This is a genomic window from Streptomyces sp. NPDC006134, from assembly GCF_040628835.1.
Classification (GTDB): Bacteria; Actinomycetota; Actinomycetes; order Streptomycetales; family Streptomycetaceae; genus Streptomyces.
In genome coordinates, this window is record NZ_JBEXTV010000010.1 from 1 (window position 1) to 17655 (window position 17655).

Here is a 17655-nt window from a genome sequence, read left to right on the forward strand (position 1 = left end):
CCTCGAAACCCCGCCATTCGAGCGGACGGACGGACAGCAGGCGTACGTGGGGCTGGACGTCACACTGGCGTACGCGCGGGACGCGCTGCCACGCCGACGGACAACCGTCCGTCGCGCCACCGCCATGTCCGCATACGTTCGTCCCGCTGCGAGCCGCCGGACCAACGGCGGCTCCTCACACGGGAGATCGGGGGTGCACACGTGCGCATCGGACTGCTTACAGAGGGTGGGTATCCGTACGTGAGCGGTGACGCCAGGCTCTGGTGCGATCGGCTCGTGCGCGGGCTCGCGCAGCACGAGTTCCACCTCTACGCGCTCAGCCGCAGTGAGCACCAGGAGGACGAGGGCTGGGTTCCGCTGCCGCCCCAGGTCAGCCGTGTGCGCACCGCACCGCTGTGGGGCACCGAGGACGACGGGGTGGTGTACGGGCGGCGCGCGCGCCGGCGCTTTGCCGAGTGGTACGGCGAACTCGCGGACGTCCTGTGCGCGGGCGGCGCCTCCCGGGACTCGTCCGGCGCCTCCCGGGACTCGTCCGACGTCTCCCGGGACTCGTCCGGCGCCTCCCGGGACTCGTCCGACGCCTCCCGGAATCCCGCGGCCTCTCAGGCGGACCGTTTCACCAGTGCGCTCTACGGCCTCGCCGAACTCGCCCGCGACGAGGGAGGACTGACCGGCGCGCTCCGCTCCGACACCGCCGTACGCGCGTTGGAGCGCGCCTGCCGCGCACCCGGTGCGACGCGCCCCGCTCGCGAGGCGCGCGTGCCGGATCTCCTCGCCACCGCCGTGCATCTCGAACGCGCCCTGCGCCCCCTCTCGCTCGACTGGTACGGGCACGACGGACTCGGCGCGGTCGACCTGTGTCACGCGGCCTCCGGCGGTTCCGCCGCCCTGCCCGGCCTGCTCGCCCGGCACTTCTGCGGAGTGCCCCTGCTGGTGACCGAGTACGGCGTGCACCTGCGTACGCACTACCTGACCGCCCCGGAGTCCTCCCCGGCCGTACGGTCCCTGCTCGCCGCCTTCCACGGCCTGCTCGCCGCCGAGGTCTACCGGCAGGCCGCCCTCGTCACCCCGGGCAACGCGCATGCCCGCCGCTGGCAGGAGCGCTGCGGAGCCGACCGGGCCAGGATCCGCACGGTCTACCCGGGTATGGACGCGTCCCCCTTCGCCGAGGTGGGAGAGGCCCCGGAGCGCGCGGACGCGGACACCCTCGTCTGGGTCGGCCGCATCGAGCCGGCCAAGGACCTGGTGACCCTGCTGCACGCCTTCGCCGAGATCCGCGAGGAAGAGCCGAAGGCCCGGCTGCGGATCATCGGCGTCCCCGCCGGACCGGAGGGCGCCGCCTACCTCCGCCACTGCCGCGAGCTCGCGGACCGGCTGTTCCCCGGCGCGCCGCGGGATCCGCGCGCCGTCGGCGGCGACCCGGTGTCGTTCGAGGAGATCGGCGGACCGGAGTTCCCGGCACCCGCCGACGCGTACGCCGCCGGGGCCCTGGTCGTCCTCTCCAGCGCGGTCGAGGGCTTCCCGGCCGGCCTGGTCGAGGCCATGTTCTGCGGCCGGGCGACGGTGTCCACGGACGTCGGCGCGGTGACGGAGGCCATCGGCGGCACCGGACTCGTCGTCCCCTCGGGCGACCCGCGGGCGCTCGCCAAGGCGTGCGTGACGCTGCTGCGCGACCCCGAGCGCCGCGCGCGCCTGGGTGCCGCCGCGCGCTCCCGCGCCCTCGAACTGTTCACCGTCGAGCAGAACATCGCGGCGTTCCACGGCATCTACCTGGAGATCGTCTCGCGCGCCCCGGTCCGCCGTGTCCTCCTCGACGACACCGGCGAACCCCTCCCGTTCGCCACCCCCGCCGAGGCCCACGTCCTCGGCCACTGGGCCGGCTCCGCCTCCTCCGCGGCGGACCGGGGCGGCCCTCGCTGGGCCACGTATCCGCCGGTCGCCGCCACCGAGGGGGCGCGATGAGCGACCTCGGCGAACTGAACCGCTTCGGCGCCTCGTGGCGTCGCGGTGCCTCGGGTCATCCGGGTTCCTCGGGTCATCCGGGTTCCTCGGGTCATCCGGGTACCTGGGACGGCCGTTCGTGGCAGGGCCCGGACGACCGCCGTGCCCCGGACACCCGACCGGTCGGCGACCGCACCGCTGCCGCCTCCCGCCGCACCTCCGCGGACCCCGTAAAAGCACTGATGGAGCGGCACCGCGCGCTCTGTGAACGGGCCGTGGACCCGCTGGAGATCGCTGCGGGCCTGGAGGCCCACGGCATCACGGACCGGACCGCCGCACGCTTCCGCCACCGGGACGTCTTCTCCCTCGCGGAGGAGATGTACGCCCGCACCCCGCGCGGCGGTGCCTCCCGCCCGCCCACAGTCCCGCCGGCGCCCCGGACACCTGTCACCGCCTGGCTCGTCCTCACCCTGCTGCCCGGCGTCCTGTGTGCCGCGGCCGTCATCGGCCTGCGTCTCACCCACGGCCGGCCGCGCCTGGCCATCGCCGTCGCGGGTGTCCTCGCCGTCGGCCTGGCCGCCCGCGCGGCCGTCCGCCGCGGACCGCTCCGCGCCCCCGGCCGGCCGCAGCCCACCGGCCTCTGCACCTGGTGGCTCGCCGGCTACGCCCTCCTCGGCGAGGGGCTGCTGCGCACGGCGGTCGCCGGGGGCCCCGACGGCTTGCCCAACGGCACCGCCGACGGCCCCTGGCCGGTCACCGTCGCCCCGTTCCTGGCCCTCGCCCTGGCCTGCGCGCCCGCGGCCTGGACAGCCCATCTCTTCGCCAGGGGAGCACGCCGCAGACTGACGTCCAGCCGCGGCCTGGACGACTTCGCCGCCGCCGTACGGCCCCTGCTCCTGGGCGCCCTCGCCGTGTTCCTGGCCGCCCTGACGGCCCTGCTCGCTCTGACGGGCGCGGTCCTCGGCGAACCCGCCGCCTACCCGCAGGCGCTCACGCTCGGCGCCCTGCTCCTGCTCGCCCGCCTCCTCGCCGCCCACGGCTTCACCCACGCCCCCGCGGTCGTCCTCGCCGCCACCGCCACGGCCCAGGCGGCCGCCCTCGCCCTCCTCTTCACCGCCCGCCTCCCCGGCTGCGACGCCCTGGCCGCCCCGGTGGAAGCCCTGATCACCGCCTGGGGCCCCGCCGCGGTCCCCGCGACGACCTGCGGCATCGGCGCCCTGACGCTGTTCGTCCACGCGAACCGCCGCCTGGTCACGGCATCGGCCCACGCCCGGACGGAGTCCCCGTGCTGAAGGCACCTACGGGCAGAACGGCCCCGGTCCGCGCAGTCGCCCACGGCGGACAAGGGACGTTCCGGAGGACGCCCGCCCGCAGCGGCCGGCACGCCGGCCCGGGCACCTCTTCGGACGACCGGCCCCGCGCCGTCCCGACGACGTACATCCCCTGGCGCGACCCCGCACCACCCCCCTTAGGAGAACCCCACATGACCCCCACCCTCCCCGCCCCCACGGCCATCCTCCGGGGAGCCGCCCGATGAGAGTCCTGCTGATCGGAGCCAACGGTTACATCGGCCGTTTCGTCGCCGACCGTCTGCTCGCCGACCCGGCCGTCCAGCTCACCGCCCTCGGCCGGGGCGACGACGCCGACGTCCGCTTCGACCTCGCCACCGGCAGCCCCGGCGCGCTCACCCGCTTCCTCGACGCGGTCCAGCCTGGCGTCGTCATCAACTGCGCCGGCGCGACCCGGGGCGGCGCCCGGGAACTCACCCGCCACAACACCGTCGCGGTCGCCACCATCTGCGAGGCCCTGCGCCGCAGCAGTTGCAGCGCCCGCCTGGTGCAGATCGGCTGCAGCTCGGAGTACGGTCCCAGCCAGCCCGGCTCCTCCACCGCGGAGGACGCCGTCCCCCGCCCCGGCGGTCCCTACGGCGTCAGCAAACTCGCCGCCACGGAACTGGTCCTCGGCTCCGGCCTGGACGCCGTCGTCCTCCGCGTCTTCTCGCCCGCCGGGCCCGGCACCCCCGCCGGCTCCCCCCTGGGCCGCCTGGCGGAGGCCATGCGCCGTGCCATGCAGTCCGGCGACGGGGAGCTGAGGCTCGGCGGTCTCGGCATCCAGCGCGACTTCGTCGACGTACGCGATGTGGCCCGCGCCGTCCACGCCGCCTCGCTCTCCGCCGCGCAGGGCGTCATCAACATCGGCTCGGGCCGCGCCGTCCGCCTCCGCGACGCCGCCACCACCCTCGCCCGCGTGGCCGGTTACGGAGGCGCCCTGCACGAACTGGACGGGCCGCACGGCAACCCGCTCAGAGCGGCCATCGGCCACCCGCGCACCGAATCCCTGAGCCACCGCGCCGAGCCTCTGACCCACCCCCGCTCCGAACTCCTCGGCCACCTCGGCCACCCGGGACAGTCAGGCCACCCGGGCCACCCAGGGCATCCAGGACACCCGGGTCACCCCGCGGGCCCTCGCGCCGACGCCGACCACCCGATCGCGCCCCCGGCCGCCCACCCCTACCCGGACGGCTGCGGCAGCTGGCAGCAGGCCGACGTGCGCACCGCGCGGGACCGTCTGGGCTGGCGGCCCCGGATCAACCTCGAAGAGTCCCTCGCCGACATCTGGATGGAGGCGGCATGCCGTATCTGACCGGTGCGAGGGCGGGCACGTCGAAAGCCGGCGTCCGTACCGGCTTCGGCGTCCCCGGCCTGGCACATCCCCTCGTCGCTCCCGGCGAATGGGCCGGACTCGCCCACCCCGGCACCCCCCTGCACTGGGTCGTCCTGAACGTCGCCGACGGCCCCGGCACCCGCCCCGACCCGCAGTGCCTGGAGGCAGCCGGCCGTCTGCGCAACGCCGGCACCCGGGTCCTCGGCCACCTGGACACCGCGTTCGGGACCCGCCCCTTCGGCGAGTTGGCCTCCGAGGCGCACCGGTACGCCGACTGGTACCGAGTCGACGGATTCCTGCTGGACCGCTGCCCGTCCGGGCAGACGGAGCTCGCCGGGATCCACCGCACGGTCGCCATGCTCCGCGCGGTCCGTGACCACGCCCACATCGTGCTCGGCCACGGCATCCACCCCCACCCCGGCTACGCCGAGACCGCCGACCAACTGGTCACCTTCAGCGGGCCGTGGAGCGACTACCGCTGGTCCCAGGCGGCCGCGTGGACCACCGGCCACCCGCCCGAGCGCTTCTGCCACCTCGTCCACGGGGTACCCCGGCGCCATCTCGACGAGGCGCTGCGCATCGCGCGCCGGCAGGGAGCCGCGACGATCTACTTCACCGACCGCACGGACCGGGGCACGCGCGCGGACGGCTCCGACGGTGACGGTATCGACGGGTATATGGGGCACACGGGTCGCACGGGGCACACAGGTCCCATGGGGCACGTAGGACCCGTGGGGCGCGTAGGACCCGTGGGGCACGTAGGACCCGTGGGGCACGTAGGACCCGTGGGGCGCGTAGGACCCATGGGGCACGTGGGTCACACCACTCCCTGGGAGACCATGCCCGGCTACTGGGACGACATCGTCTCGCGCATTGGAACAGGTGTCTCGGAATGAAAAAGCCCATGGCAGTGTTACGGGGAGAACAACCGTAATGACTGACCGACCAACGGAGTCCCCGTGTCGCTGCCACCCCTGGTCGAGCCGGCCCCCGAGCTCACCGTAGACGAGGTCCGCAGGTACTCCCGCCACCTGATCATCCCCGACGTGGGGATGGACGGGCAGAAGCGGCTGAAGAACGCCAAGGTGCTCTGTGTGGGCGCCGGCGGCCTGGGTTCGCCGGCTCTGATGTACCTGGCCGCCGCGGGCGTCGGCACGCTCGGCATCGTGGAGTTCGACGAGGTCGACGAGTCGAACCTGCAGCGCCAGATCATCCACAGCCAGTCCGACATCGGCCGTTCCAAGGCGGAGTCCGCCCGTGACACCGTCAAGGGCATCAACCCGTACGTGAACGTGGTCCTTCACGAGGAGCGGCTCGAAGCCGACAACGTGATGGACATCTTCAGCCAGTACGACCTGATCATCGACGGTACGGACAACTTCGCGACCCGCTACCTGGTCAACGACGCCTGCGTGCTGCTGAACAAGCCGTACGTGTGGGGCTCGATCTACCGCTTCGACGGTCAGGCCTCCGTCTTCTGGTCCGAGCACGGTCCCTGCTACCGCTGCCTCTACCCGGAGCCCCCGCCCCCCGGCATGGTTCCCTCCTGCGCCGAGGGCGGCGTGCTGGGCGTGCTGTGCGCGTCCATCGGTTCCATCCAGGTCAACGAGGCCATCAAGCTCCTCGCGGGCATCGGCGATCCGCTGGTCGGCCGCCTGATGATCTACGACGCCCTGGAGATGCAGTACCGCCAGGTCAAGGTCCGCAAGGACCCGAACTGCGCGGTCTGCGGCGAGAACCCGACCGTCACCGAGCTCATCGACTACGAGGCCTTCTGCGGCGTCGTCTCCGAGGAGGCCCAGGCGGCGGCGGCCGACTCGACCATCACTCCCAAGCAGCTCAAGGAGTGGATCGACGACGGCGAGAACATCGAGATCATCGACGTCCGCGAGCAGAACGAGTACGAGATCGTCTCGATCCCGGGCGCCCGGCTGATCCCGAAGAACGAGTTCCTCATGGGAACCGCCCTGGAGACGCTGCCGCAGGACAAGAAGATCGTCTTGCATTGCAAGACGGGTGTCCGCAGTGCGGAAGTCCTGGCGGTCCTGAAGAACGCCGGTTTCGCGGACGCCGTGCACGTGGGCGGCGGCGTGATCGGCTGGGTCAACCAGATCGAGCCGCACAAGCCGGTGTACTGATCACCGGTCCGGCTCACCAGCGGGACTGAAGAAGCCCACGGCTCCGACCAGGTCGGATGCCGTGGGCTTCTGTCGTTGTCGGCCGGTGTTGAGCGCCCCCGCACCAAGCGACGACCGTAGTTCAGCTCACCCCGATCACGATCGGGATCGCGTCCGGTCGGCCGTAGGTGAGGATGCGCGTGAGTGCCTCTCTCATGTGAGCTACGTCCGCGGCCGGTGCATGTAGCACTGCCTCGACTACCGGATCATCCAGAAACAGGGCTTCCAAGGAATCGGGGTCGAACGTGACCCGCAGGATGTCTCCTTCCAGTTCCACCGTGCGCACGCATCCGTACGCGGTGCCTTGGTCGGGGGTGACAACGCAGTACGAGTCACAGCCGTTGCGGATGTTCTGCGCATCGGGCTCCTCGAAGCCGCACTGGAACTCAAGCGCGAAGCTCTCTTCGCCTTCCGACTCGGCAACTCCGGCAGTCAGGGCATAGATGTCTGGCCCCGGTTCGTGCCACCCGTAGGCGACATGCGCAGTGAATCTGTAGGTCACACGCGTGTTCTACCAGGGCCTGCAATAGCCGACCGCCCAGCCGTACCGGGTTTCTCTCCTTCGCCCGCATGCACGCAGCGCGCCGCCGGGCGCGGCCGGCCGGGGCGGCGACAGGGGGGCGGGCCGCGTCGTAGAGGCGGCGCGCGCCCGCGCCGTGCGCGGGCCTTGATGAAGTAGAGAAAGTTCTACCGCGCACCCATGGGACGCAGTCAGAGGTGCCACGTGCTGAGCTTGCCAAGAGCCTCGGCGCGCTCCTCGATGACCTTCATACGGGCGCGCCGCTCAACGTCGTCGTGATGCCCGCTCTGCGCGGTGCTCTGGCCGGGCCATTTGCGGTACAGCAGACCGCATTCCTCGATGAACCATCCGGTACTTACCGCGTTGAGGGCCATGAGGAGACCCGTGTCCTCCGAGGAGGGGAGCGCCATCCATCCGCCCAGCGCGGTCACCAAGTCGCGACGCGCGCACAGCGTCGCCGGGTGGACCTGTGCCCTGTAGTCGTGCGCCCGCCACCGTTCCAAGACGGCACCTTGTGCGATCGGCCCTGCCGGCGGATCGCCCTCGAAGCCGACCGTGGAACCGTCCGGCAGAAGGTCGAGAACACGCGAGGTCGTCCATGCGACGCCGTTCTGCTCGGTCAGGACCTCGATGTCTCGCCGCAGGGCTCCGGGTGTCAGTACGTCGTCGGCATCCAAGACCTTGATCAGGTCGCCCCGCGCCCGCGCGAGCGCCAGAGTCCGGGCCATGCCGGCGCGGCCCTGCCGTCCCTGCTCGAAGCTGATCCGCGGATCCGAGGGGACGTGTGGCCGTACGTCCGCCGTCTCGCCGTCCTCTTGGATGATCCATTCCCAGTCCCAGCCCGGAGGCATCTCCTGGCCGATGAGGGAAGCGTGGGCCTCCGTGAGGTAACGCGCGCTCGGCCCGTGGACCGGCGTGATCACCGATACGAGGTTCGTCATGCGCCCCTTCACCACCTTTCCAACGTGGTTACGCACTTCACGGCGTAGCGGTCTCCGGGTAGCACGACGTCTGCCACTTCCACGATCCGGCCGCCGGTGTCGTAGAGAGTCTTCCGGACGTCCATGACCGACACACCCGGCATGAGGCCGAGCTCCTCGATCTCCTCGGAGGTGGGGGCCGCGCGGTCACGACTTCTTCGAATCGGTCGATCTCGATGCCCACGGTGTGGAGTTGGTTCATCGTTCCGCCGGGCCAAGGTTCCTGCGCCGGATCGAGCAGGTCCGGGTTCTGCTGGGCGATCTCGTAGGGGATGTAGGAGCGGGCCACGTTCAAAGGCTCGTCCTCGTTCACGCTGCGCGTCCGGTACATCCGGTACGTTCGGTACGTCCGCTTCAGGACGGCATCGCCAGGCTCAAGGTTCAGTGCGGCGGCAAGGTCTTCAGGGGCTTCGATCTGCTCGTACTCAGCGTGGAACGCCAGCTGACCGTCTGCCAGTGACTGTTCTCTGTTCAACTGGCAGGTCACCGTGCAACTGTCCGGAGTGAACGGGCGGTTCGACCCCAGGGGGTGCACGGTGGCCTTGTCCCGGCATGGCCTGCTTCGCCTGCTTGCGTCGCTACGTCCGGCAGACGGTCTTGATACTCGTCCGCAGGGGCACGGAGGTGTGCGGCCGCTGGTCGACCGATACGCACGCGGCTCTGGGGGCTGTCCGGCCGCCGTGCGGGGAAGACTGGTACAAGGCCGTGACCGGCCTGGCAGGATAGAGCGACGGCTGAAGTCGTCGGCCCAGGGCGGTCAAGTCACCGCCTCCGGTACGGCAACGCACGAACTGACCGGCGCGGAACGTCCTCGACCGCGCTCACACAGCGGCGAACTGAAGGCTGCCAGCTTTGGCAGGGGAGCCACATGGAAGAGAACGTGTTAGTGGCGGTTATGGGTGCAGCCGCCGGTTCCTTGCCCTTGATCTTGACCACGATCAGAAAGTGGCTGCAAATGCGGCGACTGAATTCCGTGAACGTGGACAAGTCGGGCCTGAAAGTAACGGTTACCACACACCGACACGATCCCATCGAACTGGATCTGACCGACGAGGACGACGCGAAGCGGCTTAAAGATTACATCGATCGATACGACTCGCGAAGTGCCGGGTGATGTCGTGACGATCCCACCCCAGAGAAACGGCATCACCCAAGCCGGGCCACCTGTCCCCACCGCATTCAGAGCAGACAAGCTCATCGCGTCCCTCAGTGGCGCAGGTGCAGGGATGGCTCTAGCGGCCGTATTGAGTACGCAGGCCGCAGAAGAGACGCTGGGTAAGGTATTCCTCATCGCGTGCCCACTGCTGGCGGTTGTACTTTCCGCATTAAGTGAATGGATGCTCATTTCGATGGAGCGAATGAGTCGTGCCAAGAAGGCGAGAATCAGACACAAGCTCGTACAGGGCATGCTCACTCAACCCGCCCTGACTCCCGAGAGGAAAGAGGAGCTGACTCGGGAGTTGATCGATATTCAGAACGAAGCCCTCCGGTGGGGGTTCGCATTGGAGTGAACATCCACGAAGCAACGTCACCGGCTCAAGCAACTATTCGCTGGCGTGCGGGATTTGAACTACGGCCTCATCCTTATCGGGTCGACCATGCGCTGTCGGAGCGTCGGCCAAGGCGCTTCGTGCCTCGCCTGATCGTCCGCTGCTGTCCGGCTCGGTTCCCTGCTGTTCGCGCTTGTTGGTGTCAGCGGCTGATGTCAGCGCGGAGGGGCAGCCCTGACAGACCTGGCCTGGTGGTCCATGAGAACGGCGTATCTGAGTACCTGTGCTCATGTGCAGTGCCCGCTCGAACACCATGCTGATTGCATGCACTTGGCAGAACGTCACTTCAAGACGGGACGGCAGTTGGCATGGGGCAGGCGAATGAGCCATCAACCGGTCAGCAGATCGGAGTCAGCGTGGCGCTACTCGTCATCGACTTCCTGGTCATCGCCTGGACGGTGTACAGCTACGGGATAGCGGGATGGGCTGACAGCTACGACAGTGACAGTGCCAGTCCGTCGAGTGCGTCGGGGGTGGCATCGCAGGCATCGTGGCTATTGGTAGGCGGAGCAGTGGTCACAGGCGGTGGCCTCCTCGCCCTGGGCTGGCGTATTCCTGGCATCGTGCAACTGGTTGTCCTCGGCGGCGCGGCGGCACTGTTCTCCTCTGCCGGTGGATAGCGCGCGCCTGACCATCCGGAAAACCCCATCGCTCTCCCCGGCCCCCATCCCGTCCGCCGTCGCCCCACACACCGTGGAGCGGGCGTGGTCCCCGGCGTCCAGGTGGAGCGCGCCACTGTACGAACGATCTGGACGCCCTGGGCCGCGTCTGCTCGGCTCTGCCTGGGGCGGCGGTGGACGGGATGGGAGCTCCCCGCGCACGCCGCAATGTGCCCGCAGTCGGCGACGGTGCCCTGACGGGCGGGGCGGTTACGAGCAGACCGTGCCGTCCTTCGGTACCGCTCCGTTCAGCAGGTACGTGTCGACCGCCGCATCGACGCAGTCGCTGCCGCTGCCGTACGCCCCGTGTCCGTGGCCCTTCCAGGTGAGCACCACACCGACGTCCTCGCCCAGTTCGTCCGCCATCCTGCGTGCTCCCTCATAGGGCGTGGCCGGGTCGCCGGTGTTGCCGATCACCAGGACGGGCGGTGCGCCGGGCGCGCTGACCTCGGGGGTCCGGTGCTGTCCGGGGACCGGCCAGTCGTGGCACCAGCCGGCGGTGTCCCAGCCCATGAAGGCGCCGAAGACGGGCGAGATCTTCTCGAACCCGGGCAGCAGCCTCTTCGTCTCCTCCACGGTCGGCCGCCGCTTGTCGTCCAGGCACGATATGACGCGCTGTGAGTGGGCCGTCGTGCCGTAACGGCCCGACGCGTCGCGTTCGTTGTAGCCGTCGGCGAGCGCCAGCAGTTCCGAGCCGTCGCCCTCCTCGGCCGCCTTCAGCGCGCTGGTCAGAAGCGGCCAGCCGTCCTTGCCGTACAGCGGCAGGGCGATGCCGGTGACGGCGAGCGTCTGGGTCAGCTTCCGTCCGGGCGTGGACGTCGGCAGCGGCTTTGCGTCGATCCGTTTCAGCAGGCCGGCGATCTTCCGTGTGCCCCGGTCGGGGTCCTGGCCGGTGGACTTCAGGTAGTCGTCGAGCGCGCGCTGGAATCCCCGGGCCTGGTGCTCGGCGTGCCCGATGGTGTCGGCGGTGGGGTCGACGACCGCGTCGAGGACCATCCGCCCCACGTTCCGCGGGAACAGGTGGGCGTACACGCCGCCGAGTTCGGTGCCGTAGGAGATGCCGAGGTAGTGCAGCTTGTCGTCGCCGAGCACGTGCCGCATCAGGTCCATGTCGCGGGCGGTGTCCGTGGTGGAGACGTGCGCCAGCAGCTTGCCGGCGGCCTCCTGGCACCCCTGGCCGAAGTCCGCGGCGTTTTCGAGGAAGGCCCGTTCCTCCGCCGGGGTGTCCGGCGTGACGTCCACCGACTCGGCGGCCTGGATCTCCCGGTCGTCGCGGCAGCGGACGCCCTCGCTGGCGGCGACCCCGCGCGGATCCCAGCTCACCAGGTCGTACCGCTCCCGCAGCCGGTCGGCGGTGCCGGCGTACGACGGCATCATCGACACGCCCGAGCCGCCGGGGCCGCCGAAGTTGAACAGGAGGGAGCCGATGCGGTCGTCACCGCGGGCCTCGGCCCGGATCAGCGCGAGGCCGATCGTCTCGCCGTCGGGCTTCGCCCAGTCCAGCGGCACCTTGAGCGTGGCGCACTGCCAGTCGCGGCCCGGCGGGTCCGAGTCCGCGCCGGCCTCGCAGCGGCCCCAGTCGAGCTTCTGCGACACCAGGGAAGCGGGCAGTCCGGGTGGCGGGGCGGCCGAGGTCCGCGTCTTCCCGGGAACCCCCGGAGTCCTGCTGCCCGTACTCCCGCCGTCCTCGCCGCCGCCGGACGAGCCGCTGCAGCCCGTCACCAGCAGGACGGCCGCGGCCGTCACAGCCGTCCAGCGCATGAGACGCGCCATGGGCACTTCTCCCCCCACCTGGCCCTCCGCCGTGCCGCGGATGGCGGTCCTGCCATGGTAGGCGGACGCGTCAGACGCCCGTCGCGGCCTGTGGATAACGCATTGACCTGCTGTTTCGGTGGTGTCGTGTGGGGTTGAGGAGAGGGGGAAGGGGGTGGGGGCGGGTTTCCGGGTCAGGAGCACACGGTGTCGGCCGCCGGGACCTTCCCGTCCAGCAGATAGCCGTTCACGGCGTCCCGCACACACTTGTTCTTGCTGCCGTACGCGCCGTGCCCCTCGCCCCGGTACGTCAGATGCACGCCGACCCCCTCGCCCAGCGCGTCCGCCATCTTCCGGGCGCCCTCGTAGGGCGTGGCCGGGTCGCCGGTGTTGCCGATCACCAGGATGGGCGGCGCGCCGGGCGCGCCGACGTCGGGGCGGTCGGCGGCACCCTTCACGGGCCAGCCGGTGCAACCGAGCATGCCCCAGGCGAGGTGGTCGCCGAAGAGCCCGGACGCCCGGCGGAACTCGGGCAGCTTCCGCTGCACGTACGCGGTGTCGTAGCGCGGCTTGTCGTCGGCGCAGTTGATGGCCACGTTGGCCGCGGTGAGGCTGCTGTACTCGCCGTTCCGGCCGCGCCCGTTCATCGAGTCGGACAGCATCATCAGCATCTGGCCGTCGCCGTCGTACGCCTGCGCGAGGCCCGCGGTGAGGTACTCCCAGAAGTCCTTCGAGTACAGCGCCTGCGCGATGCCGTTCGTGGCGGCGGTCTGGGTGAGCTCGCGGGGGAAGATGCCGGGGATCGGGCGGGCGTCGAGGTCCTTCAGCAGCCGGGCGATGCGGTCCTCGACGTCCTGGGCGGTGTTCCCGACGGGGCAGCCCTCGGCCTTCGAGGCGCAGTCCTCGGCGTAGTTGTCGAGCGCGCGCTGGAAGCCCTCGGCCTGGCCGAGCGCACCCTGCTCGGACGTCTGCGTCGGGTCGACGACCGCGTCGAAGACGGCGCGGCCCACCTTCTTCGGGAACAGGTGGGCGTAGACGGCGCCGAGTTCGGTGCCGTAGGAGATGCCGAAGTAGTGCAGCTTGTCGTCGCCGAGCACCTGGCGCATCAGGTCCATGTCGCGGGCCGCGTCGGTGGTGCGCACATGCGGGAGGATCTTCTGGGAGTTCTTCTCGCAGGCCGCGTTGAACTCCCGGGTGTTCTTCAGCAGCTCGGCGCGTTCGGTGCCGTCGTCGGGGGTGGCGTCCTGCTGAAAGTAGGCGTCGAGCCGCCGGTCGTCCAGGCAGCGCACGGGGGCGCTGCGGCCCACACCGCGCGGGTCGAAGCCGACCAGGTCGTAGCGGGTGCGCAACTGCGCGTAGTCCTGGCCGAAGGCGGGCAGCGTGGTGACGCCGGAGCCGCCGGGGCCGCCGAAGTTGAAGACGAGGGAGCCGATCCGCCGGTTCTCCCCGCCGCTCGCCCGGGCCCGGATGAGTGCGAGGCCGATGGTGTCCCCGTCGGGCCGGTCCCAGTCGAGGGGGGCCTTCATCGTGGCGCACTGCCACGCGTCGCCGCCCGGCAGGGGCGAGGGGGAGGCGCCTCCGCCCTGGGCCGGGGACGGGGCCGGGCAGTCCTTCCAGTCGAGCCGCTGCCGCGTCAGGTCCTCCTCGCCGCCGGCGCCGTCGCCGCAGCCCGCCAGCAGGGGTGACAGGACGACGGCGGTGGCGGTGAGGACGGTGGCGCTCAGGCGGCGGGCGTTCCGGCGGCGGGGGTGCGGCATGGGTCCATCGTGCGGCCCGGTGCGGCCGGGCGCGCGGGGCCGGGGCCGTCTGTGGGACGGTCGAGGCAGTCTGTGGGACGGTTGAGGCAGTCTGTGGGACGGGGCCGTCCGTGGGCGGGCGTCACGGAAGAGAGGACACTCGCGCGGGTGCCGGGTGCCGGGTGCCGGGTGCCGGGTGCCGGGTGCCGGGTGCTACAGGGCTTCCTTCCGCGTCAGGTGGTTGAAGGCCAGCCAGCCCGGCAGCACCGGGAGCCAGAGCGTCAGCAGCCGGAACAGCAGGACCGCCGGTGCGGCGACCTCCTTGGGGAGGCCGACGGCGATCAGGCCGACCGTCAGGGTGGCCTCCACCGCGCCCACGCCGCCCGGCGTCGGCGCCGCGGAGCCGAGCGCGTTGCCCGCGAGGAAGACCACGGCGACGCTGGCGATGCTGATCGACGTCGACTCGTCGCCGAAGGCGCGGATCGAGGCGTCCAGGCACATCACGAAGCAAGCGGTCAGCAACAGCATGCCGCCGATGCCGGTGATCAGCTTCTGCGGGCGCTGGAGCACGTCGAGCATGCGCGGCACGACACCGGCGAACAGCGACCTCACGCGCGTGACGACGAATTTCCGCAGGAACGGCACCGAGGTGACCACGAGGACCAGGACCGCCACCGTCAGCAGACCCGCGATGACCGTCCGGGACGGCGACAGCGACGGCGTCTTCTCCGTGCCGGTCAGATAGCCGAAGGACAGCAGCATCAGGATGTGGCAGCCGAGCCCGAACAGCTGCGAGGCACCGACGCTCGCCACCGCGAGCCCCGGCCGCACCCCCGCGCGCTGCAGGAAGCGCGTGTTGAGGGCGACGCCGCCGACCGCCGCTGGGGCGACGATCTTCACGAACGACCCGGCGACCTGCGCCGCCACGGTCCGCAGGAACGGCACCCGCTCCGGCACGAACCCCAGCAGCGCCATCGCCGCCGCGAAGTAGCTGCCCGCCGAGAACAGCACGGCCGCGATCACCCAGCCCCACTCGGCGTTGGCGATCAGCGGCCCGAACTCGATGTGCGTGAGCTGGGTGAGCAGGAAGTACGCGCCGATCGCGCCGGCGATGAAACTGATCAGCGTCCGCGGACGCACCCGCTCCAGCCGGGCCGGCTCGATCGGCGCCTGCGGCCTGATCCGCAGCACCTCGTACCGGATCTGCGTGAGCAGGTCCTCCTCGCGTGCCTCCTCCAGCGCCTCGTCGATGGCCCGCTTCTCGGCCCGCTGCTCGGCGCGTACGGCCTTCTTGTCCTGCTTGTCCGGCTTGTTCTGCGCGGCCTCGGTGTCGGCCCCGGCCGCCTCCAGGCGGGCCTGCTTGGCCTGCCGCGACGCCTCCAGGACCGCGTCCCGCTCGCGCTGCGCCCGCTCCCGGGCCAGTCTGCGCAGCGTCGCGCGCGTGGAGCGGCTGAGCGCGATGGGCTGGAGCATCGGCAGGCAGTCGGCGACGGCATCGGGACCGAGCACGCTCACCGCCGAGGCCACCGCCCGCTCCGCCCCGACCCGCAGGCCGAGCGTCACCAGTAGCTGGGAGACGTCCATGCGCAGCAGCAGGTCACCGGCGGCGATCTCGCCGGCGCGCAGGTCGGTGAGGATCACCGTGCCGGAACGATCCACCAGGATCGCGTCGCCCACCAGCCTGCGGTGCGCGATCCGCCGGGACTGCAGCGCCCGCACCTGGTGCCAGGTGTCGCGCAGCAGGTCGTCGGTGATCTCCTCGTCCGCCAGCGAGTCCAGGGTGCGTCCGCCGGTGTGCTCGTAGACCAGCATCACGGCGTCGGGGCCCAGCTCCGAGGTGGCGATCAGCTTGGGCGCGTGGGCGCCGGCCGCGATCGCCGCGTAGGCGAGCAGCGCCTCCTGCTCCAGGGCCTGGCGCAGTGACGGGAGGCTGCTGCGGGTGGCGAAGCCGCGCAGGGTCAGGTTGCGCCACGCGCGGTAGAAGAAGCCCTGCGCCTGCTGTTCCCGGTCGACGACCGTCACGTCCAGCGGAGGCCCGTCCTCCAGGGTGACGAAGTAGCGCCGGCCGCGGTCGCCGCTCTCGGCTGTGTCCGACGGCACCGCCTCCACGCGGGACGCGGTCACCGGGTGGAAGCCGACGGTCCGCAGGCCCGCCATGAGGGTCCGGCCGGTGGGCCGGACGTTGGGGGAGCCGACCGCGTACAGCGTCCCGTAGGCGACCGTCCAGCCGATCAGCACCGTCAGGATGATCGAGAACGGCGTGGTGTAGCCGGTGACGAGCATCGAGAAGGCGTCGAGGAGCAGCACGATCCACAGCACCGCGCGCCAGCGCGGCCTGCGTGACATGCCCACCGCCGTCATATAGGCGATGACGGGGGCGAGGTAGCCGTGCACGGGGTCGGTGAGGGCGTGGATGTCGCCGGGGGAGGGCTGGGTGAGCGCCTCCTGGATGGAGTCGGGGGCGGCCTTGGCGACCCAGAGGTCGGTGGCGAGGGTCACACCGTGTGCGAGGACCGCCGCGAGGACGCCGTCGGCGATGCGCAGCCCGTCCCGTTTGATCAGGCGTTCGATCGCGAACGCGACCGGTACGAGGAGGATCGCGATGCTGGAGGCCAGGCCCGCGATCTTGATCAGCAGGTCGGGCGCCTGCCCGGTGCCCTTGTTGATGTCCTGTTCCAGGCCCGAGGTGGTGCCGTGCGCGAACGCGGCGATGGCCAGCAGCACGACGACGGCGAGGACGCCGATCAGCAGCCGCATCAGGTCCGAGGGGCGGTGCACGCGCGCGGGGAGCAGCGGTTCGTCGCCCTCGACCTCGTCGATGTGCGTGATCTCCGCGTGCTCGGCGTCCGGTGGGGTTCCGCTCCCGGCGGCTTGATCGTCGGTCGTTCCGGCGGTGACGGGGCGCGGCGAAGCGTCAGAGGTACCCTCCGTGCTCCCAGGGTCCCCGGGCTGCACACCCTGCTGCTTCATCGTCTCTTCTTGCTCTCGTATCACTGGTCACCGCCCGCATGATGGTGGCATGCCGCACCGACACACGGGGGCATCAGGGTGCGCACGCGGGGCCGCACAGTCTGCCCGAAGCGCTGCTCGCGGGCGAGAGCCCGGCACGGCCGGGAAGGCGCCGCGTTGTCGGTGGGGTGGTGCAGGATGGGGCGGATGAACGAGGAGCGCCTTCCGGACGACGACGCCCGCGCGGACGACGCGGGCGCCCTGCCCGAGTACGCCGAGCGGGTCCTCGAGGTCACCGAGCTGATTCCGCCGGGCCGGGTCATGACGTACGGGGACGTCGCCGAGTGGCTGGGAGAGGGCGGCCCCCGTCAGGTCGGCCGCGTGATGGCCCTCTACGGCGGGGCCGTCCCGTGGTGGCGCGTGGTCCGGGCGGACGGCGTGCTGCTCGCGGGCCACGAGCTGGAGGCCCTCGACCGCTACCGCCGGGAGGGCACCCCGCTGAAGGAGGCCGGCAGGGCCGCGGAGGGCCACCTGCCGCGCCTCGACCTGAGACGCGCCCGGTGGGACGGTGCTGCGTGCGCGGAGGGTCACACCTGACAGCTTCCGCCATCGGGCCGACCGGTGTGTGACGCGTGATCCGTATGAGGGAACCGGGACATTTCGGAGACCTTCGTGGCATGACGTACGTTCGTGGGTCGAGGGACACACGTGCCGTGAGGAGCCTGAG

At 71.2% G+C, this 17655-nt stretch carries 15 protein-coding genes; 9 read left to right on the plus strand and 6 right to left on the minus strand.

Translation table 11 applies throughout. From position 1 onward, the window contains the following. Positions 1-201 precede the first annotated feature (201 nt). The 5 genes from ABZ340_RS08745 (at position 202) to moeZ (ending at position 6743) form a co-directional block, all read left to right on the plus strand. Entirely contained in the window at positions 202-1962 is a 1761-nt protein-coding gene (locus ABZ340_RS08745; RefSeq protein ID WP_358781034.1) for a DUF3492 domain-containing protein, read from the plus strand. Beyond that, a complete protein-coding gene (locus tag ABZ340_RS08750; protein WP_358781035.1) occupies positions 1959-3233 on the plus strand; it encodes a hypothetical protein in 1275 nt (424 codons plus the stop codon). Before ABZ340_RS08745 ends, ABZ340_RS08750 begins: the two co-directional genes overlap by 4 nt. A gap of 241 nt (positions 3234-3474) precedes the next feature. Further along, positions 3475-4584 (plus strand): NAD-dependent epimerase/dehydratase family protein, encoded by a 1110-nt coding sequence (locus tag ABZ340_RS08755; RefSeq protein WP_358781036.1) that lies wholly within the window; start codon positions 3475-3477, stop codon positions 4582-4584. Then, on the plus strand, positions 4572-5501 hold the full coding sequence (locus tag ABZ340_RS08760; RefSeq protein ID WP_358781037.1) for a spherulation-specific family 4 protein: 930 nt from the start codon (positions 4572-4574) through the stop codon (positions 5499-5501). The genes ABZ340_RS08755 and ABZ340_RS08760 overlap by 13 nt, the downstream gene beginning before the upstream one ends. Positions 5502-5564: 63 nt before the next feature. Then, positions 5565-6743 carry an adenylyltransferase/sulfurtransferase MoeZ gene (moeZ, locus tag ABZ340_RS08765; protein ID WP_358781038.1) on the plus strand — a complete coding sequence of 393 codons (1179 nt, stop codon included), beginning with the start codon at positions 5565-5567 and terminating at the stop codon, positions 6741-6743. 121 nt (positions 6744-6864) lie between these two features. Here the strand turns inward: moeZ and ABZ340_RS08770 are convergent, their stop codons facing one another. The 3 genes from ABZ340_RS08770 to ABZ340_RS08780 all read right to left on the minus strand — a co-directional run bounded on the left by ABZ340_RS08770 (position 6865) and on the right by ABZ340_RS08780 (position 8769). Next, the gene (locus tag ABZ340_RS08770; RefSeq protein ID WP_358781039.1) at positions 6865-7284 is read right to left on the minus strand and encodes an Imm10 family immunity protein; all 420 of its coding nucleotides are present in this window, start codon (positions 7282-7284) and stop codon (positions 6865-6867) included. A gap of 209 nt (positions 7285-7493) precedes the next feature. After that, the gene (locus tag ABZ340_RS08775; RefSeq protein WP_358781040.1) at positions 7494-8243 is read right to left on the minus strand and encodes a glycosyltransferase; all 750 of its coding nucleotides are present in this window, start codon (positions 8241-8243) and stop codon (positions 7494-7496) included. Positions 8244-8280: 37 nt separating this feature from the next. Beyond that, positions 8281-8769: a UTRA domain-containing protein gene (locus tag ABZ340_RS08780; RefSeq protein ID WP_358781041.1), complete on the minus strand. Its 489-nt coding sequence runs from the start codon at positions 8767-8769 to the stop codon at positions 8281-8283. A gap of 381 nt (positions 8770-9150) precedes the next feature. Between ABZ340_RS08780 and ABZ340_RS08785 the strand changes: the two genes are divergently transcribed. The 3 genes from ABZ340_RS08785 (at position 9151) to ABZ340_RS08795 (ending at position 10452) form a co-directional block, all read left to right on the plus strand. Further along, on the plus strand, positions 9151-9396 hold the full coding sequence (locus ABZ340_RS08785) for a hypothetical protein (RefSeq protein WP_358781042.1): 246 nt from the start codon (positions 9151-9153) through the stop codon (positions 9394-9396). Positions 9397-9400: 4 nt separating this feature from the next. Next, positions 9401-9793: a hypothetical protein gene (locus tag ABZ340_RS08790; RefSeq protein WP_358781043.1), complete on the plus strand. Its 393-nt coding sequence runs from the start codon at positions 9401-9403 to the stop codon at positions 9791-9793. 347 nt (positions 9794-10140) lie between these two features. After that, positions 10141-10452, plus strand: a complete 312-nt coding sequence (locus ABZ340_RS08795) for a hypothetical protein (RefSeq protein WP_358781044.1) — start codon at positions 10141-10143, stop codon at positions 10450-10452. Between the two features lie 249 nt (positions 10453-10701). Here ABZ340_RS08795 and ABZ340_RS08800 read toward each other — a convergent pair whose 3' ends face one another. The 3 genes from ABZ340_RS08800 to ABZ340_RS08810 form a co-directional block, all read right to left on the minus strand. Next, complete coding sequence (locus tag ABZ340_RS08800) at positions 10702-12264, minus strand: alpha/beta hydrolase (protein ID WP_358781045.1); 1563 nt, start codon at positions 12262-12264, stop codon at positions 10702-10704. A 173-nt stretch (positions 12265-12437) separates the two neighbouring features. After that, the gene (locus ABZ340_RS08805) at positions 12438-14000 is read right to left on the minus strand and encodes an alpha/beta hydrolase (RefSeq protein WP_358781046.1); all 1563 of its coding nucleotides are present in this window, start codon (positions 13998-14000) and stop codon (positions 12438-12440) included. A gap of 192 nt (positions 14001-14192) precedes the next feature. Then, entirely contained in the window at positions 14193-16949 is a 2757-nt protein-coding gene (locus ABZ340_RS08810; RefSeq protein WP_358781047.1) for a lysylphosphatidylglycerol synthase domain-containing protein, read from the minus strand. 186 nt (positions 16950-17135) lie between these two features. On the opposite strand from ABZ340_RS08810, the gene ABZ340_RS08815 reads away from it, so the two are divergent. Continuing rightward, positions 17136-17525 carry an MGMT family protein gene (locus tag ABZ340_RS08815; RefSeq protein WP_358781048.1) on the plus strand — a complete coding sequence of 130 codons (390 nt, stop codon included), beginning with the start codon at positions 17136-17138 and terminating at the stop codon, positions 17523-17525. The last annotated feature ends 130 nt before the right edge of the window (positions 17526-17655 follow it).

Coding starts and splice junctions, on each gene's coding strand:
- ABZ340_RS08750 (WP_358781035.1), top strand. CDS start 1,959: ATGAGCGACCTCGGCGAACTGAACCGCTTCGGCGCCTCGTGGCGTCGC.
- ABZ340_RS08755 (WP_358781036.1), top strand. CDS start 3,475: ATGAGAGTCCTGCTGATCGGAGCCAACGGTTACATCGGCCGTTTCGTC.
- ABZ340_RS08760 (WP_358781037.1), top strand. CDS start 4,572: ATGCCGTATCTGACCGGTGCGAGGGCGGGCACGTCGAAAGCCGGCGTC.
- ABZ340_RS08775 (WP_358781040.1), bottom strand. CDS start 8,243: ATGACGAACCTCGTATCGGTGATCACGCCGGTCCACGGGCCGAGCGCG.
- ABZ340_RS08785 (WP_358781042.1), top strand. CDS start 9,151: ATGGAAGAGAACGTGTTAGTGGCGGTTATGGGTGCAGCCGCCGGTTCC.
- ABZ340_RS08795 (WP_358781044.1), top strand. CDS start 10,141: ATGGGGCAGGCGAATGAGCCATCAACCGGTCAGCAGATCGGAGTCAGC.
- ABZ340_RS08800 (WP_358781045.1), bottom strand. CDS start 12,264: ATGGCGCGTCTCATGCGCTGGACGGCTGTGACGGCCGCGGCCGTCCTG.
- ABZ340_RS08805 (WP_358781046.1), bottom strand. CDS start 14,000: ATGCCGCACCCCCGCCGCCGGAACGCCCGCCGCCTGAGCGCCACCGTC.
- ABZ340_RS08810 (WP_358781047.1), bottom strand. CDS start 16,949: ATGAAGCAGCAGGGTGTGCAGCCCGGGGACCCTGGGAGCACGGAGGGT.
- ABZ340_RS08815 (WP_358781048.1), top strand. CDS start 17,136: ATGAACGAGGAGCGCCTTCCGGACGACGACGCCCGCGCGGACGACGCG.